We start from the raw sequence: 22,593 nt of genomic DNA on the forward strand, positions 1-22,593 counted from the left end.
GTGGTTCTAACACGGCCAGCAGGAAAAAATGAGGCGTTGGCGCAGGCGCTTATTCATTACGGTATCAAGCCGTTAGTCTTACCCGCCTTAGCCCTCACCTCAACCATCGATCAGCTTCCGCCCAAGCTGACGCCACAGCATTTCCAGTTGCTTATTTTTGTTAGTGCTCAGGCGGTGCGGTTTTACTTAAAGGCGCTGGCAAACACAGGCCAAACTTTCTCACCCCATCAGGCTATTGCCACGGTTGGGGCAGCGAGCGCCGTTCCCTTTTATGAAGCGGGCTTAGCCACGCAGCTTGATCTTATTCACCCCCCGGCCGATCATCCCTACCAAGACTCCGAAGCGCTTTGGGCGCTTTTACAGCCGCGCTTAGATCATTTCGAGCAGGTGTTGTTAGTCCGAGGTCAACAGGGCCGAGAGTGGCTTAGTCAACAACTGGAACAAGCTCAGAAAAAATTAACACGGTGTAGCATATATCAGCGTTCACCCTTAGTGTGGTCTGCTGACAGCGCTATACAATTACAACATGATTTGGTAAAACCCCAAGCAGTGACCTTTCTTTTGACCAGCTCAGAAAGTACTCAAGCTATCTATGACAACCTAGTACGTTTACAATTAGATTCGGCTTGGAAGCACGCACGGTTTGTGGCGATACATCCGCGTATTGCAGAAAAAATTCAACAGTTATGTGGTTTCACTCCTGAGCAAATGCAGGAACAAGTTCAGCTCTGTGCACCTAGCCAAACGGCGATGCAGGAGGCGTTGCTTAGAGCGGCGCTGCCCAAATAATGCTTAACGGATTACAATTACGTCATGAAAGAGAAAAGCGATAATACGAATCAGACGCAGCAAGCCACTGGAGCAACAGCTTCCCCAGCAAGCACGCCTGCTAAAACGAAAACCAAAAGTGCTAAAGGCCCTGTGCTTTTAACTGCGTTGGTTGCTCTTGCTTTAGGCGGCGGGGCAGTGTGGTATATCCAAAACAATCAACAACACCTCAGTCAGCATTACGACTCGCAACTGCAGCTTCTGGTACAACAAGCAGGAAAAAACGAGCAATCAGCTAAACAAGCCCTGACACAGGTGGAAAATCAAGCACAGCAGTTGCAGCGCATAAACAATCAGTTGGCCCAAGCCCTCGAGCAGCTAAAAGATGTCAGTACAGCGGTACAGACCATTAGCGATTCGGGCACGGAAATTATGTTGTTAAACGACATAGAGCAGTTGGCTGCGTTGGCCCAACAACAGTTGCAAGTTGGGGGCAGCGTCGCCAATGCCATCGTAACGCTAGAAACTGCCCAGGCTCGGCTCACCCAAGCCAATCGTCAAAATTTTGCTGTGCTAATTCAAACTATAAATGGTGATCTAGATCGTTTACGCACCGCTCAAGTCATTGATGTACCTACCTTAACCGCTCAGCTCGAACGATTAACTGAATTAATCAATCAGGCACCCTTATACATCACAGAGGCTGGCACCGTATCGCCAGAGCCTAATGGTTCGGCTACTGCTGCCGATGAAACCGCAGCGGCAACGCCATCTGTTGCTGACGATTCCGCTTGGTGGCAGCGTGTACTCAGCACTGCAGCGGATCTCACCCAGCAAAGTTGGAATAGTATTCGTCAAGATCTAGGGCAATTTGTCAGTGTACGCCGCGTGGATGATAATGCTGCATTGCTAATTTCCCCTGAACAAGCTGATCGTTTACGCGAGAACTTACGTTTGCGCATCACAATGGCTCAATTAGCGCTAATGACTAAACAGCCTAAAGTTTGGCAGTCTGAAATGGCTTTTATTGTTAAAGCACTTGAGGACCGGTTCGATGCCTCCAAAGCATTAACTCAACGTGCCTTAGCCTTAGCTACGCAATTAGCCGATACCGATGTTGATCTCAAACTTCCCACCATCGATAACACCTTAGCTGTCATCGAGAGCTTAAAACAAGGTTCTGAGGATGACTTTGAGCCCGAGCCTACCTCCGAGTTGCCTCAGGATACTGATCGCGGTTCTGAGCCCGCTCCAATCGAGCCTGACACCCACAACGAGGCAGCTCCTGACTCACAGTCAACTGAAACCGAGCCGGCCTCTTCCTCTGAGCCGGGTGATAGTGCTAAGGTCAACCTGACTCGAATTCAGCAGGCGGTGTAATTATGCGTACATGGATTTGGACTTTTCTTGTTTTTGTCGCTGCAGTAGCATTGGCTTTGGTGTTACGCGAGCACGGTGGGAACGTGCTTATTATTGCGCCGCCTTGGCATATCAGCTTTTCTATCACTTTCAGCGTTATAGCGCTGATTGCGCTGTTCTTTGTGTTCTATATGCTTTTAAATGGGTTGTCTTGGCTTACAGGCAGCCCAGGGCGCTTTCGATTATGGCGTCATCGTCGTGCTGAGCGTCGCGACCAAGACTTGTTGCAAACAGGGTGGATCCATATCCTTGAGGGGCGCTCAGCCCAAGCAGAAAAAGAGCTCACTAAACTCCTTGCTAAATCCAAATCCCGTAAAACAAAACTGGTAGCTGGTTTAGCTTCCGCTCGTGCTTCGCAAGACTTGGCTGAATATCAACGTCGTGACGAAGCCCTACACGTTGCCCAACAAAATGCTGGCGACGACCCACAGCTGAAATTGGCGTATGCAACAGCCGCAGCTGAAATGTATCTCGAGCAGGGCTTAGCCCAACAAGCCATTGATTTATTGCAGCCCGTCCAAGACGCTAGCTCTAGGCATTTTCAGGCTACACGGTTATTGCTACGCGCTTATCGTCAACTCGATAACCCAGAGCGTGTTTATGAGTTAACACGTGTATTATTACGACGCAGTGCCATCGATAAAAAGCAAGCTTTGGATTACATCGAATATGCTGCTGCGCGTCGTATACAGCTGGCTAATGAAGAACAGTTTAAGTCGATCTGGGGCGACTTACGCACCGAGGAAAAAACACGTCAACAGGTCGCCTTAGCGGCTGGCCAATGGTTAACACAAGCAGGCAAGCTCGACGAGGCAGCCCGTGTCTTAGAGGCAGCGATTCAACAAGAGCCCGAGCCAGAGCTGCTCAACCTCTATGCCAGCACCACAGCAGAGCAGTACAAGCGCCGTTTAACCAAAGCCGAAGAATGGCTGCAACGTCATCCTAATAACCCGGCATTATTAGTTACTTTAGGTCGCTTATGTGTGCTAGGGCAGCTGTGGGGGCAGGCGGAACATTACTTTAAACGGAGTATGGCAATTCGGAATGATTTGCGTATTCATGCGTTGCTTGGTCAGCTCTACGATGTACTAGAGCGTCCTGACGAAGCCATTCAGCATTGGCGCATTGCGGCGGCCACGGCAGGCGCCTTGCCCATTATGGCGCCGCAGCGCTTATTGCCTGCTGCTGACCTTCAAGACGATCCGACTTTAGTCGATGGTGCCTTGCCAGAAGACACGACTTACGTCGATACTACAAGACCAGTGGCAGCCAGTGCCGTTGATGCGGCTGTGTTTGCGGCTGCCGATCCTGTCTCTCAGGCCGAGCCCCCACAAGCCACGTCAGAAAATAACGAAGAGGCTGAGCATCAGTATTTTGACACTGCCCCGATACCAGGGGTGGATGTCTCCATGACATCCGATGGCACCCATCGGAAACGCAATTAACTAACTAAAGATTAAAGGCATACAAATGAGCTTAACTAAAATTGGTTACGGCGATAAAGCTCCTGAAGAGTTTAATGTAGTTGTAGAAATTCCCATGAACTCCGACCCCGTTAAATACGAGGTGGATGATAAAACAGGCGTGGTCATGGTGGATCGCTTTATGTTGGCCGCTATGCATTACCCCTGCAATTACGGTTATGTGCCCCAAACCATTTCCGAAGACGGCGATCCTGTAGACGTACTCGTGCTATCGCCTTTTCCTATCCAAGTCGGCGCCGTGGTTAAATGTCGTGCTATTGGTGTACTCAATATGGAAGACGAGGCTGGTGGCGATGCAAAAGTGTTAGCCGTACCCGTTACTAAGCTTTACCCTCCCTACCGTAATCTTCAAAGCCCAAGCGATCTGCCCCAAGAGGAACTAGACCGTATTCAGCACTTCTTCGAGCGCTACAAAGACCTAGAAAAAGGCAAGTGGGTTAAAGTCCAAGGCTGGGCTGATGCCGAAGCCGCTAAACAAGAAATCACCAGCAGCATCGCACGCTTTAAGGCAGAATAATATGAATTGGGTCTTTACGCCTCCGGCTCCCAGTTACTTAGAAGTGGTTGATTCCACGGCTCGTTTTCCTGTGCAGCGCGTCTTTTGCGTAGGGCGAAATTACGCCGAACATGCCCAGGAGATGGGACATAGTGGACGTGAAGACCCTTTCTTTTTCTGTAAACCGGCGCAAGTCATTTTACCGATTGGATCAGACGGCAAAGGTGTGATGCCTTACCCCAGTCAAACTAAGAACCTCCAACACGAGGTTGAGCTAGTCGTCGCACTGGCTCAGGGTGGCCGTGATCTCAGTACCGCTCAGGCCGCTCAGGCCATTTATGGTTATGCTGTCGGTTTGGACATGACTCGCCGTGACCTGCAAGCCCAAGCCAAAGAGCTAGGACGGCCTTGGGAGCTAGGCAAAAGCTTTGATGCCGCGGCTATTATTGGCCCTATTGCACCCACCACACAGGTGCTGGGTTCAGGTGACATACGTCTTTATATTAATGACGAGCTACGTCAACAAGGCAATTTAAATCAAATGATTTGGCCAGTGGCTGAAGCCATTGCCTTTTTGTCTCGTTACATTACCTTATTGCCGGGTGATGTCCTCATGACTGGCACACCGGCTGGGGTCAGCACGATTCATAAAGGGGATCAGCTCCGAGCTGAAATTGATGGCTTTACGCCACTTCATATCAGCGTGAAATAGCTATCTCACCTTTAAAAAAGCGCCTCCACGAAGGCGCTTTTTTTGTGTCTACACTAAGACCAATTTAGCCGTTGTGAGTTCTGCGAATAGTTTTACCAACCGATGGTAGCGCATACTTGACTCAAACTGTCAGGAGGGAAAGTATGCCAGCAAAAAATCAAAAACAGTCAGGTCAGGGGATGACTGATTAGCTAATCAATTCACAACCAATTGATTTAAAAAGAGAAAAAAGACGTTTTGTCTAAGATTCTAAAATCTGTCTAATACTTTTAGGCTTTTTTCCTTGTTTTTGACCTACATTTAAAACTAGTCCCCTAGCTTTAGTCGATCGCCTTTTCTGGGCCTAGTACAACTTTAACATTTTTATCACGTAGATAAATTCTCGTGGTTTTTTTATCTGTGTGACCGAGTAGCGCGCTTGGGTCCAAACCTTGTTTTTCGGCATATGTTCCGGACATGGCCCTTAAATCATGTAAAGTCACATCATCCACTTGGGCTCTACGGCATGCGGCTTTAAAAAGTCTCCAAACATTCGAGTGGAATCTTGGAGTGCCTTTTTTAGTAGGAAGGAGATAAGGGCTTTCTCTTGAGCTTTCAGCGATTTGTATAGCGCGCTGGACCACATTTTTTAAGTCTTCAGTCCAAGCTACGGTAAGCCGATGCCCTGTTTTTTCTTGTTCGAAATAAATGCCTTCTGGTTGTAAGTCCTCATGCTTGATTAGCAAAATATCGCCAATTCGCTGACCTGTTAAGTAGCATAAGTCCATCGTTACTTGTAGCCAGGGGGAGGCCTCTTTATAGATTCGACGATACTCCTCAGGACTGATTAATCGGTCTCTGGATTCTTGGCTAATGCGACGCACAGACTCACACGGATTTCTATCTACAATTTCTCGGTCTAACGCCCATTGAAAGACCTGTTTAAGCACAGTGAGTAAACGGTTGGCAGTGGATGGGCTGTGGCGCCACATATCCATCATTCTGATTACTGTGCCATGCGTGACTTGAGCTGGACTGAACTCAGCGAACATTTCTTTCAAAATGCGCTCACAGTAAAGGTATTGCTTTTGCGTGGATTCAGAGACTTTCTCAAGAATAAATGGCATGGCCTTATCTATAAGGGATGGGACGCCCTCCGTAGGCAGAGCTACGTGACGAGCGTATGCTATTAACGCATCATGTAGATTGTCCCCCAGTCGCGTCCATTTATTGTTTTTGACGTAGTAGTAAGCCCCGTGCTTTTGGTACACGCAAGGAGGGAGATGTTTGTTTTGTTTCCTTGGGCGCATAACCTAACTCCATTTCTATTACAGCGCGTAGAACAACTAATGAGCCGTCAGGACGTGTTTTGAAAGGGATTCTCATGCCGTGCAGCACTTCTATTTGAGATTGGTACCGCTTTTTCCCTGTGATTTCAGCAACCTCCTTCGGGGAGAGTAGAAGTGTAGACATAACAACTCCTTTTATCTAGAACGGTAGGCTATCTAGCCATTTTAAAAATAGTTCCCAAATAGTTTCTTTTCCGGCTCTAGAAGCCTCAGATGTGATATTCATTTCACTCTCCAACCTTTACCATCTCCAAAAATCATATTGCCCGGATCTAGCTCGGCGCTCAGACCAATACGACCATTTTCTACATAGCCATACATACTATCTTTGCGTAGCAGCATGAACCGTTGCTTGGGCTCTAAAAGGGTAAAAAACTGCCCCGGTTCAATATGCTGAAGTCGGGGCAGGGGTTTGGGTCCATCGATTCGTTTACGTGTCATTTCTATCCTTTGGGCGCATGACAGTGCCCTCAATACAATCTTGTTCTTGTGTGGCCACTTGCAGGCACTGCAGCAGCGAATCAAAGTGCCCATCAATAAAAACGTCACCGGTAGTAGGTGACGTGGATATAAGCAGCCAAATAGTGAGTGTCAGCACAAAGACCTCCTTATTTGACGCCCAAAATGCAGTTTCCGAGTTGTTTTTGGCATAAGGCCCGCTTGCCTTAGTGAGCAGGCCTTTTGCATAACGGTATGGATCGTGCGACCTAGCGCTAGACTGCATTCCTCGGGACCAATACGGGCGTAATTATCAATAAGAAATTGCTGGTCTACCGTCGTCCAGTAGCGGCCTTGGTTTGGGTGAAAGTCAGGGTGGTAACGCATACCCCGTGCGCATCGAATTGAATGCTAGATGACATGCTTCTCACCTCCTAATGCCTCTATCAGATCATTTAGCAGACCGTTAAATTCACCCGCCATCAAGGTAAACTCTGCCAAGAAAGCATCATGCTCATCTTGGGCTGTTTCTAGCTGCTCTTTAACAAGATCGGTATAGTTGATTCGTTTAATCTCAAGGCCATCAGTTAAAACAAAGGAAATCTTATCGGCCCATGTCAATGCTAAGCGTGTGCACTGTTTGCCGTCGGCTATATGCTGTCTTGGCTCATCGCCATCTAGATTGTGATTGGCGTACTTCACAGTGGCACGGTTTTCGCTGTGTGATTTGAGCTCTGCATCTTGGTCAATCGAGAATGGGTAGGGCACCTCATAGCTAGCTAGCCAGCCAGTCATGGCTGATGCAGGTGATTGTTCGGTATAAATGGGTACCGCCGGAAATACGGCAAAAGTTTTGGCCAATAAGCCCATGACCTCGTCACCCAGCGTATCTGACGCAGCATCTACTACGAGCCAACGATTCTCAAGGTCTAGCCATACATACACGTCTTTATGTACTGAGAATGCTTTAGGTAAAAGCTCTGTAATCAGATCTTCCTTGAGCTCTTTCATTTGTTTACGGCCTACCTTGTAGCCTTGTTCGGCTTCTTTGTCTTTGGCGCGCTCACGGGCGACTTGGTTAATAACAGTGCTAGGCAGCAGCTTCTTTTCCGTGCGCATTTGCAAAAGCACTTGTTGGTCAATGCCAATCAGCGGCTGGCTATCAACAAAAAACCAGCCGTTTGAGACTGGTTCTTGTGTGCCACATGGTGTGAATGGGCGCCGCTCTAAGGCTTCGGTGATTTGCTCCACTGAGTAATTAAAATCAGGGTGGAGTCGGAATATTTTGGCGTTTTTGAATAGCATATAAATCCTATAGTCAAAATAAAACTAGCTGCAGGGCTGGCTGTGATGGCGGTGGAAGGGTCAGTTGATGAGAAGTATCTAAAAGCTCTATTTGTCCCGCTGCAGCCCCTTGTAAAACAAGGCAGTCGCCACTCCAGACGTTAGTCCCATCTAAGCGATACCCATTTAGATAGTGGTCGCCTCGTTTGGGTTGATCGACAAGCTGACAGGTCACGTTGTAGTGCGGCTCAGAGGGCACGTTGTTTCCGCTTATTTCGTCCAAAAATGAAGGGGTTGTATGCGGTCCTGTTATGCGAGTAATTACATAAGGGCCGGTGCTGTAGCTTGTGGATACGATATTGCCTACAGCGACGACAAGAATTGGTTTAGTCATAAGTTATAGTGCGAGAACGATCCTTAGCGAGCCGTTAACGAGCCTTAGCGAGCCGTTAACGAGCCTTAGCGCGCTCCTTAAGCATTGCGCCTGCTAGCTCATAAGCGGTCTCAGCTACTCGATCAATAAATTCCCCATACTCTTCATCAGGGTCTTCTAGTGTCTGGCATATTTTCATAGCCGCAGGTAGGGCTGCAATTGCAAACTCATCAAGTAAGGTTTTATCAGGGTGGTCTGCTGCGATTGATTTTTCTCTTTTCTCGATAGGCCCCTCCATGCCCAGCCTAAGGCCAAGCTTGGAAAGCGCCTCCTTGACTTCATTGAGTGATTTACGGCCAAACCCTACACTCCTCAGTAGCTGGCTCTCAGAAAACCGGACTAAGTCACCGACGCTGCAGATGTTTTCAGTGCAAAGAAGGCTGTAAGTGCGATGGGTGATGCTTAGGCTGGCTACACCAAGATCTAGGATCGACTTACTATTCATTGCTGTCACCTGTATATTTAGGGGCTTCTGCTAGCATGGCTTGGTAACGTTCTATTAGATCGTTTTTTGATATGCCGTCTATATCGAATATCTCAGGAAAAGCCTTTTTTAGCATTTCCTCTATAGGCTCAACCGGTACCAGCTGCCACCCCTCCGGTACCTTTTTGCGCATGTCCGCAATATGGTGGCTATCGACCCCCACACCCACGCCATCAAACTCACGCGCAAGCGCTTCATTATCAACCCAGTAAAACGCGCCGCCTTTATTTACGATAGCCGCATGCCCGTTTTCGTTCACAAGAACGGTGGCATTTTCGATTACTCGATACTCGCCCTTATCAAGCAGTGACTGTATTTTGCGTTGAGCTAGGGGTGTTATCATTTGCCCGATGTCGGGAATATGATCAGCATCAACCATTTTGCTGGCGTCAGCAATATGGTCTACGTAAACTGGGTTTGGTATTTCGCCTACATCATGCGTTCCGCAGTATTTGGCGCCGCAACCTAAGCAGCGTTCTTGATTTTCGCAATAACAAACCACACAGCCGCAAGGTTGTTGCCTAGCTAGTTGCCTATCATTTTCCCCGCTTTCTGATACACAAGCCGCTTTGTTAGTTGCGCATGATATGCAAACTACTTCATTTTTTTGAAGCTGTGTCTGTATATGCTCATACGCTGCCCCGTACTCGTAAAACTCACTCAACCAATGACCTATTGGCGGGGCCTCTCCACCCTCTAAGCCTGCGTGAATCGTTCCAGTAATAGCGCTTGCCACTAGCTCGCGTATACCAACCTCGTCTTTATCTATCAAGTATGGTTTGCTGGGCATGGGGTGGGCATACGCGGGGATACTGAAAACCCGAGTGGTTTTCTCTATGGCTCCCCCATCTTTTATTGCTCCTTCTTTTTGGTGTTGGGTAATGCTGCGAGTTGGATCGTTAGGGTGTACCCATGCTATAGGCTCTTGCTCTGCTACTAGCTTAGCCATTACAGCCTTTTCAACTTGGCGTATGAAGTCTTTTAAACGGGCAATGCTCAAGCCTATGGTGGATGGGTTTCCGCAGATTAAAGCGTGCATCTCGGCATCAGTTAAAACGTGTTGTGTCATTACCAATTACCTCCTGCGGTATCAGCTTCGCCCCAACAGCAAGGGCCGCATAGATCAGTAGGGTAGACCGTAGGCAGCTGGTTGCAGTTGCAGCATGGAGTAGCCCAGTCTTTATCGCCGTCTTTTAGCTTGGGCTGCTTGGCGTGGGGATTGGGTTTTGATTTATGCCTACTCATTTCCTTTTTCTCCTTTTGGTTTTTCGCTTTGGTTTTTCGTTGCGCTTTATTCCGTATCGCATCAGCTGATATCCAGACTGCATAAAAGCCCACTCTGGTAAAGCCTCATGGGCTTCAATGGCTGCTGTAAAGCCATCATCTAGTGCTGTGATTTCCCCGGGCTTACACGTTGCGGGCTCGTTGTTTCTTATACGTAGCAGTATCTTTCTGGACGTATTTGCAGCAAGAAAAAGCGCTTTGCAGCGCTTCTCAAGCAAGAGCCTGCTTTCCTCTGTGCTTTTGTCGCAAGCGTTAGATACAGCGCCATAGCACAAGCTAAAAAACTCCAAGCACTCAAAAACTTGAAGCTGCGTTGCTTTAGCCCTCTTGATTGCGTCGATGTTGATTTTGATGGGTAGCGTGACATGCAGTACGGTCTCTTGATCCATCGGCTCGTCTTTACCGCGACTTATTGCTACATGCTGTGCGAAAGAGGGTAGGGCTACCATATTCGCTTCACCTCAATACCCTTTCTAACTTTAGCGAACGGGAGAACCATGCTGATTCGTATGTTCTTACACCCTTCGTTCGCGAAGCGCTCGGCAATGCGTTCAGCACTTTTTTCGCTATTGGCTGTTTCACGCTTACCTTTAGCTGCTTCGATTAAGTAGCGGACTTTGGGGGCTAAAGGTTGGGCGGTGGTTGCTGTTGTTTCGGTCATGGCTTTTGATTCCTGTAATGTGGGTTTTTCTTGGGCGGTTTCGGGCGTATCGCTGGGCAGATCCTCCTCGACAATCGGATCGAGCTTAGCTTCACTAATTGATTCAGCCTCAACCTCTTTTGCGATTACGAGCATTTCTTCTGTAATGCTTGAGTTGATTGGACCCGCCCAGCGATACCGGTGCCCATGCTTACCTTGAGTTGGATTCACTTCAATGTTTCCAAGCCCAACCTGCTCTTTGATGAAAGCTCTCACCTCGGGTTGAGTAGCGTGGGCTTTTTGGGCGATTTCGTGAACGTGAAGGCCGTATTCACTAACATCGTTAACCATTACATCTTGGATTGTTTCGTTGATAGACAATTCGGGCTCCTTGTTTTTGAATTCTGCATTTAAAGCGATATGCCGCACACCATCGCGGTGCTCGAAATTAACGGCTTTGATTTTGTCGTTGTAGACAGCTCTATAGACGGCTGCGTAAGTCGAGCCCAAGACCACAGCTGTGTTAGTGACTGTAATCGGGCGTTCTTTTATCTTTAATAAATCGAAAATCTTCCCTAGCAAAGACTGGGCGGGATAGGGGTTCTGTTTCATAGCTTGCCTTAAATACAGTAAGCATTGCGTACAAAATAAGCGTTAAATGGAATATCACCATCCATGTCGGACGTGCCAGATGATGGCGCTTGATAGTTATGCTGGGCTTGGCGCGTGTGCCCACCAGACTGTTGCGCATAGCTTTGTTGTTGTGGTGGGGCGGGTTGTTGGTAGGCTTGGCTTTGATCGCTATCACCACGACCACCGAGCATTTGCATTTGATCAGCAATGATTTCCGTCGTGTAGCGGTCTTGGCCGTCTTGGCCCTGCCATTTGCGCGTTCTAAGCCGCCCCTCGATGTAGACAGGGCGGCCTTTACGTAGGTACTCACCTGCGATTTCAGCGAGGCGATTAAACATAACGACTCGATGCCATTCGGTCTCCTCGATGCGTTCGCCCGCTTGGTTTTTGCTGTTGTGGGTGGTGGCTACCGATAGGTTGCACATAGCCATGCCATTGGCTGTGTATCGGACTTCAGGGTCTTTTCCCAAATTGCCCACTAAAATTACTTTGTTAACGGATGCCATTACGCTGACTCCTGCATGGACTCTACGGCTATATCCCAGCCATCCCAATTATCAACTCCTGCATTACGCAAGGCATTTAGGAGCAGCGAGTCTTTAAGCAAGAGCTCGTACTCAGTGCGAGGGATAGATACGTAAGCGGACCGCTCTTTTTGGTGCCAAGGAGCTGGTTCAGTAGCTGAAGGCTGGATGAAAGCAGGGCTAACTTGTTCGGGCTTGGTGGTGTCTACAACAGCCTGGGCTTTAGCTTGCTCCTCTAAGCGAATACGCTCGCGCTCTTTTTCAGCAGCAGCCTCGGCTTGAGCTTTGGTTGTTGCCTCATGAGCCACAACACGAGCCTTAATTAGCTCAGCTAAGTCTTTGGCGTCCATTTGTACTAGGCGCTGACGATCAGAGAATAGGTAAGGGTGGCCTTTGCCTAATTCGGCAATGGTAGCTAGGTTTTCTTCGATTTTGTCAGCCCATTGGTTAGCTTCGATCTTGGCATTGGCTATTGCTGTATTAGCTGCATCTTCTAATGAAGCAATAGTACGCTTGCCTTTCATTGCGCCCGTGATATCACAAATAATTTCAGGCAGGATTACAACTTCAAGGCGGTCGTTAATGGCTTTAATATGTTTGGCAAAATCATCAGCTGCAGCTTGTCGTATTTGTAAACGGCGGTTCTCTTTTTCCGCTTTAACCAGTTTATCTAGTTCTAGGCGTATGCTACGAACCTCAGCGCTAACGTCATCCATTAACCGAAAGGCTTGTTCGATCGTAGCGGTTTGGCTGAGTGCATGCGACTTTGTGGCCGCGATTTTATCCTCAACCTCTTTACACCATTTGACGGTTTTTTCTGCATCAGCAAAGTCTTGGTCGGTAACAAGAATTCGATTGATGTCAGACAAAGCCTCTAGTGCGTGCGCCTTAAATTCGGCTAGATTGCTTGAGGTGACAGCGCCAGACATTTCAATCAGTAGGGCCGGCAAGTTGTCTGGTGTGCGCCCAATGGCTTCGGCTTTTTGCTCGGTAGGTGTGTAGTTGTCTAAGTCCTCGACAAACTGCTTCCACCCGGCGATTAGGCGGCTAAAGCGCTCTTGGTCTGGCTGATATTCCATATAAACCATGTTTTCTGGTGCCCCATCAGACACAACGAAAATAGCCTTGTCTGCGCCTGAGATAAGCAACTGCTGATCTAGCTGCCACTTGTATTCGTCAGAGAGCGCATTATCTCGTACTGCCTGGGCTAAAGACTCATTCCACATCTTGTGCTCATACACGACGTCACCAAGCATTGTTAGGCCATCAAAGGAGGCTAGCAATGACAACCCCTCAATCTCTTTGGTGCCGGTGGTTGGAAATAACTCGTCGCCTATCGTGTCTTCGATAATTGGACGGGCCAAGGCTTCGTATTCATGGCCCTTGTCGAATAGATTGCGTTGCACCCATTCACTAAACTCGCGCTCTGAACCAGTCGCTTTCATGCGCAAAAGCTCAGTGCGGCTGACTTTCGGAGAAGCGCCCATCATTGCAGGCGCTTCTGATGCAGTAAAAAAACTGGCACGGAGTGCGTGCCATTCTTGAGAGCCCTGGGCTAGATTGTGGTATTTCATGCAGCGACCTCATTCGATACTAAAGCATTAATTGCGGCTTTTTGGTCTTCGGAAAGTTGATATTTGCTCTCAACCGTTGCGATGATTCGCTCAGGCGTAGCTCGTCCTGCGTCAATGTAGCTTTGCCATGTTGCTAGCTGCTCTTCAAACCCGTCAGCGGGGTAGTAGGGGAGCGCTTGGGCCACCTGATCGGTTGTTTTTACTGTTTGAGCAGCGCCCATGTATTTTTCTTCGCTAGACTGGATGCGCTCGGCCTCGTCTGGATCTACAATTCCAGACAGCCCAAAAGCATATCGAGCAGCTTGAATTGTTGCCTTGTGTCGTAGCATGCGTGCCGGCCATCTTTTCCATGGCTCTGAGACGCCTTTGCATTCAGCCATGTATTCAGTGACCTCGGTAGGACGACTTCGGTCTTTCCGGTATATTTTGCAAGTTACGGAGTCTAGGCTGCTATTGCCTGCTACATTGTCGACAAACTCCATGCCGTCAAACTGAGGGTGCTGATTGATGATTTTTAACCAGCCATCAATCGACACAATAGGCTGAATAGCACCCCGGTTAGCAAAGGCATAGATTTCCTTAGTCAATGGATTAAGGCGGTACTCACTAGCGATAGCTAGAAAAGTAATCAGCTCTTCATTGGTTGGCTGCTTGCCGTCTTTAGCCTTCATTAGCGTGTTTGTGACTAGGCTCTGTACCTCGCCCTCATTGATGTTTAACTGTTGTGCCAAGGTGGTTAATGCTGACTGCTTACTCATAATCCGCTCCATATTTTTCAAAAGCGACATCACTTAAAACGTCCATTGCAAGCCCGTAGGTCTCATCGTTATTCAACATGGCTTTAAAGATTTGACGCGCTTCGTTCATATCGACATCAAAACGCCAACCTTCAAATAACGCCGGGATCCACTCACGGAAAGGCGCGCCCAAAGGCTCAATACCCGTTTCAATGGCATCAGCTAAAGTGTCTTTTGTGATTTTTGGCGCCGGCTCGCGCTCCCATCGAAAATAGCCATAATCAGCTGTGCGTGAAGGGTCATCAAAGCGGGGTTCTGGATACATAGCCACCTCCGGTTGGTTTAAATGTGTAAAAGTCGCGATACGCTTCGTTGGTGCGTACCAGCGCTTGAATGTGGTCAGCTTGCTCTTGGACGGCTTGGGCAGTAAGCCCTAGATCATCCACGTCTGACGTGGCTGCTAGGCCATAAACAGCGACAAGTCCGAGGGCTGCAAGAAAACAGATCAGATGCTTGCGCATAGGGCATCCTTTTCCGCTTGCGTCATACGATCCACCGTAAATTGAGCAAAATTCGAAATTGCGTCTTGGCGCGCTGTGTACAGGCGGGTTCGCATGATGTCGTCACGCAATGAAAGCAGTAAATCTCCAACGTCATAGGGCTCCATCGCTTCATGGATACAAGCGATTGGTTCGCGACGATTCAGTGCTACTGGACGAAATCGGGGTGTTGTTGTGACAAACACAAACTCACGCTTTCCTTGCAAGCAAGCGTGTATTTGACTCATAACGATAGAAATCAGACGCGCACAGTCAACCGCGTCACGCTGGGTAGCGACGTTCATAATGAATATCCTTTGAAGTGTGCAGCGGTTGCTGCGGCGAATTGATAGCTAAGCGTTGCGCACCGTTAGCCTTGGGTATGAAAAAGCCCCTAGGTGTTAAGTAGGGGCTGGGTGTTACTGGGGTGGTCCGAAATAAATGGGCCCCGTGGGTGTGTAATCTTTTCTTAGAGCTTTTAGCAGCTCGATAATTTCTTGATCCGACATGACAGCCTCCTATAAACGTCGTTACAGGATAAGAGATTTGTCATGCTAGAGATATACGTAGTTTCCGAAAAACTGTTGTAGTTATGTGATTTTTGCATAAAAAGCTATCGCTACAAGCTCATAGGTGCGATAGTTGTGTAGGGGCTTTTCTCCCCGGTTTTATATTTAGGATTTATTATTTTGAAAAAACAAATTGGTATTGTGAAGTGGTTTAATAACGAAAAAGGCTTTGGTTTTATCGCACCAGAAGATGGTGGTAAAGACCTTTTTGCTCACCACTCCGAAATCCAAATGGACGGTTACAAGTCCCTTGAGGAAAATCAACGCGTTTCTTACGTTGAAGCCGCAGGTCAAAAAGGCCCAGCAGCAACACAAATTGAAATAGCGTAATGCTGAGCTCGTTCTAATTGAACGGGCTACACATTCATAAAGTAGGTCAAACCTTTGGAATATGGGGTTTGGCCTATTTTTTTTGGCGCGCCCAGCAGGAATCGAACCTGCAATCTCCCCTTAGGAGGGGGGAGTTATATCCATTTAACTATGGGCGCTTATGCCCGTTACGCGGGCTAGTCGCTGCTACTTGTTTTACGTCCAACTTACTAGCAGACCCAGACGTGATAACAATAAATACACTGTAGTCAGTGCGCTTGCTATCAATCGAGACGGCTTGTCTTTCCTAGCTGTCAAACCTAAGAGGGGTTTACGTAACCGGTCACTGCCTGCAGGGGCTGCGGAACGATCTTGTTAGGTGATGCACCTAACTGCCTGCTGCGTCTCGATTGATAGCCCTCGTCTCTCCGAGGTGTCACATGCCACGTAAAACCAAGAATAACCTTTAGGGCCAAACCTAGTAATACGCTAAACCACACTCTCGCACTCATGTCAGTGCCGCATTACGGCTATGGCTGCCGCCCATTGCTAATCGCTCGCTTTGGGGAACCCGTTTTAATGACATAGGATGTCAGCCCGATAGGTGAAGACTTATCAATTCAGCGGGCTAGGGCTTGATACCTAGCTGCTCTTCATCTAATCTAGCGTGGTGTTGCATGTGGTGCTCTCTGCACAGCCACCTTACTTCCAGCGGTTTACTGTAATCGTCGTGATGCGCGTCCACCTTGCTCTTACCGCACACCTCGCAATCCCCTCTCACTAGATCTCCACGGCGTATTGCGTTATATGTCTCCCTATGAGCCAGATACCTAACTTGGTCGCTTTCTCTATATTTCTTCCTAGCTTTTAGCCTTCCCGTAAGGTCTTTGCTGATGCCGCCTTTCCAGTTGGGGTTATTTTCTCCTTTTTGGCACACCCTGTTTTTTGCTGATAAGCTCGACGCGCAAGATAGAGAGCAGCATTTACCTTTTCCTCGCTTTATCTCATACGGCTTAACGAAAAAGACTGCCCCGCATACCACGCATTCAGATTTTATTTTACTCATACATAGTGCCTATAACATCCACACCGCCGCTGAATTGATGGGGCTGCTCTTACGCGGCAACCCCTTTATGTTTTGAATTAAGTTGTCTAGCTCTGGCGCTTATTGTGAATCACTATTCACTACCGTTCGCTGCTTTCCGCGTACCGCAGCTAGTATGCAAGAGGCCTGCAAAAGCCTCGCGGAAGACTACAAATTAGGGTGACCAGCTCCAGTTAACTACGATTGGGTCTCCACGCAACAATCACTTTTAAAAGGAACCGGTCATAAGCAATGATTTAGATTGGCGCTCCACAAAAGCATAGATATTTAGAAATTAAAAAAGAAGAGCAGAGCGCCCACGTAAATCATCAAAAATAAACTAAGGACTACCTCGCCGTCCCGTTGTTTGCGCATCACTGCGTTAGGCGTCTAGCTATACATCACTAGAAAGCCCACCCGGACTATCTCTTAACGCTGACTCTAACAGCCTGATAGGAGGTGGGGTTTTCTGTCCGTTTTTCTTCTGCCCGGCAGGATGTCGGCAGGTTGCCCATTCAATAACTAAACCACTAGTTAAGGCTGGCAACGTTTTATGACGCGCAGGGGATAGCAATAGAGGGTGTGCGTTTCAGCTATACTTGAAGAACTAGAGTCATCAGCTCTAGTTGCGGACTGATAAACCGCTAAAGGTGAGGCGGGGCGTAAATGCAAGTTGCACCCGATGGATTTCGGACCGGCCGGATGGCCTAGCGGATGCGTTTATTAAGCGTTAAGCCGAACACCGCAAGGCGAGATGCTTTGCTGTGTTGTGAGACGGTGTTCTAGAAGCCTAATCACTAGCGCCAGCCAGGGCGCGAACAAAATACATACGGATTAATGTCCGTACCGGTACGGGCTTTTTCGTGAGCTAAACATGAAAAAGAACGTGGTTGTAACGGTAAGTATTAAGGTGAACGTGGCCAATATTATTTATGCGTTGACCGTATTCACATTTATTTTGCTCTGACCGAGGAGGCGAGGCGCTAGGCGTCTCGCACCTAAACCCTCAAGCGTGCATCCAGCGCACCCTCTATTGCTATCCCAATTGTTAAAGATCTAAGGCTACCGATTCGCTCGACCGTGGCTGGTTTTGCGTGTCGTTTTGTGTAGCGTTGAATCAATAATAGCAAAGCTATTTAAATAAGTAAAGAGCTTTGCTATTAGTTTGCTGTTTAATAATGAAGATGCGCCTCACTCAGACACAAAAAACCCGCTCTAGGGCGGGCATATATAGCAAAAAGCCCTGCGAGGGCAGGGCTAGAGGTCATTCATCAGCTGTAAGGTAGGTCAGCAGTAGCAATAAAGAAGCTCTAAAGATTAAGGTATTCTGGCTCTTCTACATGCCTTCTGTATAATGCTCTTAGTTTAAATGTTGACTGAAGGAGTGGCTAAAATGAGTGATCAGTTGAATTCAGTATCACTTTTAACGAACTCCCTTAGGAGGTGGGTGGTTTCGCATTTGCCAGTTCTTAAAGGGGATGTTCTCGTGTCAGAGATGTGCTTTTTTGAACGAAAGAATCGAGCTGACCTAGTTTTAGCAAATGGACAGCTAACGGCATTTGAGGTCAAGTCTTCCAATGACCGGATGAGTCGCTGGGAGACTCAGCAAAAGGCTTATTTAGCAGTTTTTGACAAGGTTTGGCTCTGCGTTCACTCGCGGCACCTAAAAAAGGCATATGAAGCTTTAAATCCTTGCGTGGGCCTGATGGTGCTAGATAATTACGGCGGGGTGGTAGTGCTGGAAGAGGCTAAGGAAAACAAGAGTCAGAGCCTAGAGGCGCACGCAGAGCTCCTATGGAGATCTGAAGTAGATTTATTGCTGGTAAGCGCGGGGGAAAAGGTAAAAAGAAGCTTGCGCCTCGCTGAAGCTCGTCTGGAAATGCTAAACAAGGTTCCGGAGGCGAAAATTAGAGAAGCTGTGCTGCAGGCGCTAAAACGACGCTATTCGGAATATCAAATATCGTCGCAATCCTCATCCTGAGGACTAGATAAAGGAGCTGGAAATCCATAAAATGCAATACAACGTATGATTTCAGTTATATGTTGGTTTGCTCTATACCCATTCCACGTTCCATTATGCCCATAGCCCTTTTTTGCAGGATCAGAGATTTTAGAAATACGGTCATATTGCTCATTTGCCCAACAAAAGTGGGGCCCCTGAAATTGCTGAAGCGCAACTAGATCCTTAGCGAGATCTATATATTTATCATATTCCATATTTGAGCCTTCTCTAGCAAGCCACCATTCAAAATCTTTTAAATAACTGGCAAAAGGAATTATATGCATGCCCATGACAAAAGCAGTGGCGCTGCCTAGAGTGGAAGAGGCGTAATCCCCATATGCTCTTATAGAGGTAGTATTAGGTGTAGTAAGCAGGGATTGGGCGCCGAAATCTATTGAGATGGCCGTTTGTTGAGAGCCGGAGCTTGGTCTTTTGTCTGGGAAAGAAGTGCTTATTACAGCCCATCCTTTTAAGCCTGTTGAGTTGATCACATCTAGGTAATCGTTGATTTTGGCTGATGTCGTTAAGTCGTTAGGGTGATCCAGAGGGCCCTGGTCTATTAATAACCAAACTCTTGCTTGGTCATCAACAGCATCTAAAATTGCTTTTGTGTAGTCAAGGTTGGCAAGGTGATTTGACTTTTCATTCCAAAGGCAAACTCTAACAGCTATCTCGTTAAAGTCTGCTAATAGGTCTATAGCAAAACGAGATACATCTCTTCGGGTAGCGTTTACCCCCTCCCAAGATACCGCAGGGATAATGCTATTATGGATCGCTTTAAGGCCTTGGTAAAAGTTTTGTCTAGCTATAAAACTATTGCTCGGATCATCAAGATTTAAGTCTGTTATTAAATGCTTTTCTTGCTGCTGGTTAGGGGCTTTGCTTAGAGCGATGCCTACAGGAGAACAATCAATAAAAAAAGAATGGTTTTCAGGCCATTTGCTGCAAAAGTTACTGATGTGGGTATCTGCCTTGCCGCAGATATCCATAAGAGGGATGACTTTTTCTTTAATGCTATCCTCCAGATTAAGTAATGCTTTTACATCATTCTGCGCAGCTTGAATTAATGGTATGTACATCCTAACTCCTTTGGTAATGGCCTTCGGCCGTTAAGAAAGAAAACTACTTATGGCGCATTTACTTCTAAATCGTTATGTGTCGTTACTTTAGACCTAAGTAAAATCCCACGAGGCCTTAATCTTTTAGATTAGTGACAGTGCCTTGTCCCAGCCTTCCTATCCATATGACAGCCATTCTTATCAGTACGACCTGAGTGCGCCCAAACATCATCTGCTACAAAACTAAGCGAGAGAATTGCTAGTGTTGCTGCTGCGAAAAGTTTTTTCATGCTTACGTCTCCACAATAAATAATAATTTTTGTTACTTTAAGCCTAAACAAAAAGCCCACGAGGGGCTGCAGCTTAACTCTTTCTAAGTGACCACCAATGTCTGACTAGCCCGCAAATATGTAAATCGTTCACACTAGTTGCATCAATGGAGTACGCCCCATAGCCACTCACGTTGTCTGAGATGATATCTATCTTGTTAGTTTCAAAATTAACTCTCAGCCGCTTGATTAGCAGGCGCTCATTCCAGATGATGACGTAAATGCCTTCACGTTCAAAAGCTTTTACCGAGGTGTCAACAAAAACCAGATCCCCATCATTGATAGTAGGGCTCATAGAGTCTCCTGATACAGGTAGAACTCTAAAGTCTTTTAGATGCCCTCCGAGATTCTTTTGCGCCCATTCTATGTTGACCTCCAGGTAGTCCTCAACTACGGGGTAGTCAACTGGAACCCCTCCAGGTCCTGCTGAGGGTGTGACGTCTAAGATATCTATCTTGATACGTCTCTTTTTCTCCGATCTCGTTCTCTCTATTTCTTGGAGGGGCAGAGGCTCTTTTGTCATTGCAGCGGCCTCGCTAGCTTCTCTAGCTAATCGAGGACTAAAGTCACCGATGCTTACTCCTAAACCTCTAGCAAATTTCATTGCTGCGGCTAAGTTTAAGGGTCTCCTCCCTAGCAGATATTGAGAAACCATGCCTTGAGTTCCGATATCAAACTCATGCCCAAAAGCCGATTGGCTTAATTTGGCCCGCTCATCGAATAAGCGTTTAAGGCTCTGGGCCTCAAGTTCGATGTGTCCAGCTTCAGTGGCCATCTCCGTTTGCATGCTTATTTCCTTTTCTTCCATTCCGCTTATTAGATCGCCAACCCTTTTACAAAGAGAGTGAAGACGCCTCTTCTTTACTATTTATGCAAAGTTTAGCAATGCTATTAATAGTGGCAACTATCATTGCTATTGCTATTAATAAATAGCTTTGCTATTATTTATCTCATGGATATACAGACCTATTTAAAAGATAACCCTGAGAGAAGGCGAGCGCTAGCGCAAGAGATGGATATCGGGATAGCAAATATCTATCAATGGATGCGCGGACTACGGCCTGTTCCTGTGGAGCGCTGCGCTGTTATTGAGCGCTTGACTCAAGGGGCGGTTACTCGTAAAGACCTCCGCCCGAATGACTGGCATGAGATCTGGCCTGAGCTAGTAGTCAATGAATCGTCACAGCCCCAGCCTCAGTCTCACCGCGCAGCAAATTCCACCCCAGCCGATTAGCCACCCAGTCAATGTGGTCATCGGTTGGATTTTCAAAATAACGACACGCTAGATCAAGAGCTCGTTCCATAAGCTCAGATTTTTCAAATTTAGTTAGCACCGTATCAGGTGTGATTTTCAACATAACGTTCTCCCAATGCATGAAAGTTGGCATTTTCATCATAGTTAGCCAGCGCGGTTAGCGAAACGTTGAAATGTACGAGGGTTCAGCCCAATGACAAAACGATTCTCCTCTTTAAATTGGCGCGATGCGCTTTATAACTCGGTGCGTCAGGCACCAGGCGGTATTAATGATGCCGCTGCGTTTTTAACTGAACGCCGTAATACGTCCATCCATCCTGAATCGCTCCGTCGGAAACTAACAGGTGGCGAGCAGTTAGATCTGGATATGGCTTTTCTCTTAACTGAGTGGTTACAAGCCTTTGTGTGCAGCCACAGCACAGCTAAAGACTGGCTGATTGCCGCAAATGAACAGCTAGGCTTGAGTGTTGTGGAAATGCCTACTGAGCCTGTGGGCGGTTTTGACGATGAGGCTGATGCTCTTAATCGCAAAGGGCTTAAAGCCATCTCTGAGCTAGGTGAAATGTGTTCAGCAATTACTAGTACTACAGCAGACGGTCGAGTTACCGAGGAAGAGCGTGAGCTCGTGGTAGCCAAGGCGCGCGTGCTGATTGTTTTGTGTTTTCGGGTCATCCGTAACGTGACCCGTTGGCGAGTTAAGGAGATAGGAAGACATGGCTAAGGTTGCACTACGCCTTAATGAGCAAGGGCGATTAGAAGGACTGACCCCAGTAGATCAACGTGCTTATCAACGGTTTAAAAATAAGCTCAAAGACTTACGGCTCGGGGAAACAATTAGCTTTGAGCATCACTTCCCTCGTAGCGGCCCTTTTCACCGCCGTCACTTTTCCATGCTTGGCTTGGTTTTCGACAACCAAGAGCAATTTGCTCACCCAAATGATTTTCGTAATTGGGTTGAGGTCGGCGCAGGGCATTGCTTATTTGTGCCTGGGCCTGATGGCCGTATGGTCGCGCTGCCCAAATCAATCGCTTACGACCGTTTGGACGATGTGGAGTTTGCTGAGCATCACGCTAAAGCAGTGAGTTTTTTACGTTCTACGCAAGCTACTCGCTTTTTATGGCCTCACGTTGAGGACGTAGCAGCAGGGCAGGCAATGGAATCGCTTTTACAGGAATTTGAATAATGAAAGCTCACAACTCAACACTAAAA

Annotated in this window: 28 protein-coding genes and 1 tRNA gene; 10 read left to right on the forward strand and 19 right to left on the reverse strand. The window is 47.5% G+C overall.

Annotated features, from left to right (window positions below; translation table 11 throughout):
- From GGR41_RS02530 to GGR41_RS02550, 5 genes are read left to right on the forward strand one after another with little or no spacing between them, the layout of a single operon-like run.
- Positions 1-789, forward strand: coding sequence for a uroporphyrinogen-III synthase (locus tag GGR41_RS02530; protein WP_229711179.1), 789 nt, complete (start codon positions 1-3; stop codon positions 787-789).
- Positions 790-813: 24 nt separating this feature from the next.
- A complete protein-coding gene (locus GGR41_RS02535) occupies positions 814-2,148 on the forward strand; it encodes a uroporphyrinogen-III C-methyltransferase (RefSeq protein ID WP_167660494.1) in 1,335 nt (444 codons plus the stop codon).
- 2 nt (positions 2,149-2,150) lie between these two features.
- A complete protein-coding gene (locus tag GGR41_RS02540; RefSeq protein WP_167660495.1) occupies positions 2,151-3,632 on the forward strand; it encodes a heme biosynthesis HemY N-terminal domain-containing protein in 1,482 nt (493 codons plus the stop codon).
- A gap of 25 nt (positions 3,633-3,657) precedes the next feature.
- Entirely contained in the window at positions 3,658-4,188 is a 531-nt protein-coding gene (gene ppa, locus GGR41_RS02545; protein WP_167660496.1) for an inorganic diphosphatase, read from the forward strand.
- Between the two features lies 1 nt (position 4,189).
- The gene (locus GGR41_RS02550; protein ID WP_167660497.1) at positions 4,190-4,879 is read left to right on the forward strand and encodes a fumarylacetoacetate hydrolase family protein; all 690 of its coding nucleotides are present in this window, start codon (positions 4,190-4,192) and stop codon (positions 4,877-4,879) included.
- Between the two features lie 320 nt (positions 4,880-5,199).
- Here GGR41_RS02550 and GGR41_RS02555 read toward each other — a convergent pair whose 3' ends face one another.
- The 15 genes from GGR41_RS02555 to GGR41_RS02630 form a co-directional block, all read right to left on the reverse strand.
- On the reverse strand, positions 5,200-5,985 hold the full coding sequence (locus GGR41_RS02555) for a tyrosine-type recombinase/integrase (RefSeq protein WP_229711158.1): 786 nt from the start codon (positions 5,983-5,985) through the stop codon (positions 5,200-5,202).
- A 100-nt stretch (positions 5,986-6,085) separates the two neighbouring features.
- Entirely contained in the window at positions 6,086-6,331 is a 246-nt protein-coding gene (locus GGR41_RS02560; RefSeq protein ID WP_077733314.1) for a DUF4224 domain-containing protein, read from the reverse strand.
- Positions 6,332-6,429: 98 nt separating this feature from the next.
- A complete protein-coding gene (locus GGR41_RS02565; RefSeq protein ID WP_167660499.1) occupies positions 6,430-6,648 on the reverse strand; it encodes a hypothetical protein in 219 nt (72 codons plus the stop codon).
- 408 nt (positions 6,649-7,056) lie between these two features.
- Entirely contained in the window at positions 7,057-7,950 is an 894-nt protein-coding gene (locus GGR41_RS02575) for a recombination-associated protein RdgC (RefSeq protein WP_167660500.1), read from the reverse strand.
- Positions 7,951-7,963: 13 nt separating this feature from the next.
- Positions 7,964-8,323 carry a hypothetical protein gene (locus GGR41_RS02580; protein ID WP_167660501.1) on the reverse strand — a complete coding sequence of 120 codons (360 nt, stop codon included), beginning with the start codon at positions 8,321-8,323 and terminating at the stop codon, positions 7,964-7,966.
- A 55-nt stretch (positions 8,324-8,378) separates the two neighbouring features.
- Positions 8,379-8,807, reverse strand: coding sequence for a DNA-directed RNA polymerase subunit alpha C-terminal domain-containing protein (locus GGR41_RS02585; protein ID WP_167660502.1), 429 nt, complete (start codon positions 8,805-8,807; stop codon positions 8,379-8,381).
- Positions 8,800-9,915, reverse strand: coding sequence for a hypothetical protein (locus tag GGR41_RS02590; RefSeq protein WP_167660503.1), 1,116 nt, complete (start codon positions 9,913-9,915; stop codon positions 8,800-8,802). The genes GGR41_RS02585 and GGR41_RS02590 overlap by 8 nt, the downstream gene beginning before the upstream one ends.
- Positions 9,916-10,087: 172 nt before the next feature.
- Complete coding sequence (locus GGR41_RS02595; RefSeq protein WP_167660504.1) at positions 10,088-10,519, reverse strand: hypothetical protein; 432 nt, start codon at positions 10,517-10,519, stop codon at positions 10,088-10,090.
- A 53-nt stretch (positions 10,520-10,572) separates the two neighbouring features.
- Positions 10,573-11,382 (reverse strand): hypothetical protein, encoded by an 810-nt coding sequence (locus GGR41_RS02600; protein ID WP_167660505.1) that lies wholly within the window; start codon positions 11,380-11,382, stop codon positions 10,573-10,575.
- A gap of 8 nt (positions 11,383-11,390) precedes the next feature.
- Positions 11,391-11,909, reverse strand: a complete 519-nt coding sequence (locus GGR41_RS02605) for a single-stranded DNA-binding protein (protein WP_167660506.1) — start codon at positions 11,907-11,909, stop codon at positions 11,391-11,393.
- Complete coding sequence (locus GGR41_RS02610; protein ID WP_167660507.1) at positions 11,909-13,501, reverse strand: YqaJ viral recombinase family protein; 1,593 nt, start codon at positions 13,499-13,501, stop codon at positions 11,909-11,911. Before GGR41_RS02610 ends, GGR41_RS02605 begins: the two co-directional genes overlap by 1 nt.
- Positions 13,498-14,259 (reverse strand): recombinase RecT, encoded by a 762-nt coding sequence (locus GGR41_RS02615; protein WP_167660508.1) that lies wholly within the window; start codon positions 14,257-14,259, stop codon positions 13,498-13,500. The genes GGR41_RS02610 and GGR41_RS02615 overlap by 4 nt, the downstream gene beginning before the upstream one ends.
- The gene (locus GGR41_RS02620; RefSeq protein ID WP_167660509.1) at positions 14,252-14,563 is read right to left on the reverse strand and encodes a hypothetical protein; all 312 of its coding nucleotides are present in this window, start codon (positions 14,561-14,563) and stop codon (positions 14,252-14,254) included. The genes GGR41_RS02615 and GGR41_RS02620 overlap by 8 nt, the downstream gene beginning before the upstream one ends.
- Positions 14,541-14,759 carry a hypothetical protein gene (locus GGR41_RS02625; protein ID WP_167660510.1) on the reverse strand — a complete coding sequence of 73 codons (219 nt, stop codon included), beginning with the start codon at positions 14,757-14,759 and terminating at the stop codon, positions 14,541-14,543. Before GGR41_RS02625 ends, GGR41_RS02620 begins: the two co-directional genes overlap by 23 nt.
- Positions 14,744-15,082 carry a hypothetical protein gene (locus GGR41_RS02630; RefSeq protein WP_167660511.1) on the reverse strand — a complete coding sequence of 113 codons (339 nt, stop codon included), beginning with the start codon at positions 15,080-15,082 and terminating at the stop codon, positions 14,744-14,746. The genes GGR41_RS02625 and GGR41_RS02630 overlap by 16 nt, the downstream gene beginning before the upstream one ends.
- Before the next feature lie 384 nt (positions 15,083-15,466).
- On the opposite strand from GGR41_RS02630, the gene GGR41_RS02635 reads away from it, so the two are divergent.
- Positions 15,467-15,676 (forward strand): cold-shock protein, encoded by a 210-nt coding sequence (locus tag GGR41_RS02635; protein ID WP_167660512.1) that lies wholly within the window; start codon positions 15,467-15,469, stop codon positions 15,674-15,676.
- 83 nt (positions 15,677-15,759) lie between these two features.
- Here GGR41_RS02635 and GGR41_RS02640 read toward each other — a convergent pair.
- A tRNA-Arg gene (locus GGR41_RS02640) sits at positions 15,760-15,834 on the reverse strand.
- Positions 15,835-18,132: 2,298 nt separating this feature from the next.
- Here GGR41_RS02640 and GGR41_RS02645 point away from each other — a divergent pair.
- Positions 18,133-18,720 (forward strand): sce7726 family protein, encoded by a 588-nt coding sequence (locus GGR41_RS02645; RefSeq protein ID WP_167660513.1) that lies wholly within the window; start codon positions 18,133-18,135, stop codon positions 18,718-18,720.
- Here the strand turns inward: GGR41_RS02645 and GGR41_RS02650 are convergent.
- From GGR41_RS02650 to GGR41_RS02660, 3 genes are all read right to left on the reverse strand, one after another.
- Positions 18,693-19,820, reverse strand: a complete 1,128-nt coding sequence (locus GGR41_RS02650) for a beta family protein (protein ID WP_167660514.1) — start codon at positions 19,818-19,820, stop codon at positions 18,693-18,695. The genes GGR41_RS02645 and GGR41_RS02650 overlap by 28 nt on opposite strands.
- Before the next feature lie 128 nt (positions 19,821-19,948).
- On the reverse strand, positions 19,949-20,089 hold the full coding sequence (locus GGR41_RS13290) for a YHYH domain-containing protein (protein ID WP_167660515.1): 141 nt from the start codon (positions 20,087-20,089) through the stop codon (positions 19,949-19,951).
- A 73-nt stretch (positions 20,090-20,162) separates the two neighbouring features.
- Positions 20,163-20,936: a LexA family transcriptional regulator gene (locus GGR41_RS02660; protein ID WP_167660516.1), complete on the reverse strand. Its 774-nt coding sequence runs from the start codon at positions 20,934-20,936 to the stop codon at positions 20,163-20,165.
- A gap of 144 nt (positions 20,937-21,080) precedes the next feature.
- Here GGR41_RS02660 and GGR41_RS02665 point away from each other — a divergent pair, with 144 nt between their 5' ends.
- The 3 genes from GGR41_RS02665 to GGR41_RS02675 all read left to right on the forward strand — a co-directional run bounded on the left by GGR41_RS02665 (position 21,081) and on the right by GGR41_RS02675 (position 22,567).
- Entirely contained in the window at positions 21,081-21,362 is a 282-nt protein-coding gene (locus GGR41_RS02665) for a transcriptional regulator (RefSeq protein ID WP_167660517.1), read from the forward strand.
- Between the two features lie 214 nt (positions 21,363-21,576).
- On the forward strand, positions 21,577-22,104 hold the full coding sequence (locus tag GGR41_RS02670) for a phage regulatory CII family protein (protein ID WP_167660518.1): 528 nt from the start codon (positions 21,577-21,579) through the stop codon (positions 22,102-22,104).
- A complete protein-coding gene (locus tag GGR41_RS02675; RefSeq protein ID WP_167660519.1) occupies positions 22,097-22,567 on the forward strand; it encodes a DUF1367 family protein in 471 nt (156 codons plus the stop codon). Before GGR41_RS02670 ends, GGR41_RS02675 begins: the two co-directional genes overlap by 8 nt.
- Positions 22,568-22,593 lie beyond the last annotated feature (26 nt).

Source organism: Paenalcaligenes hominis (assembly GCF_011927625.1).
In the GTDB taxonomy this organism is placed as follows: Bacteria; Pseudomonadota; Gammaproteobacteria; order Burkholderiales; family Burkholderiaceae_B; genus Paenalcaligenes; species Paenalcaligenes hominis.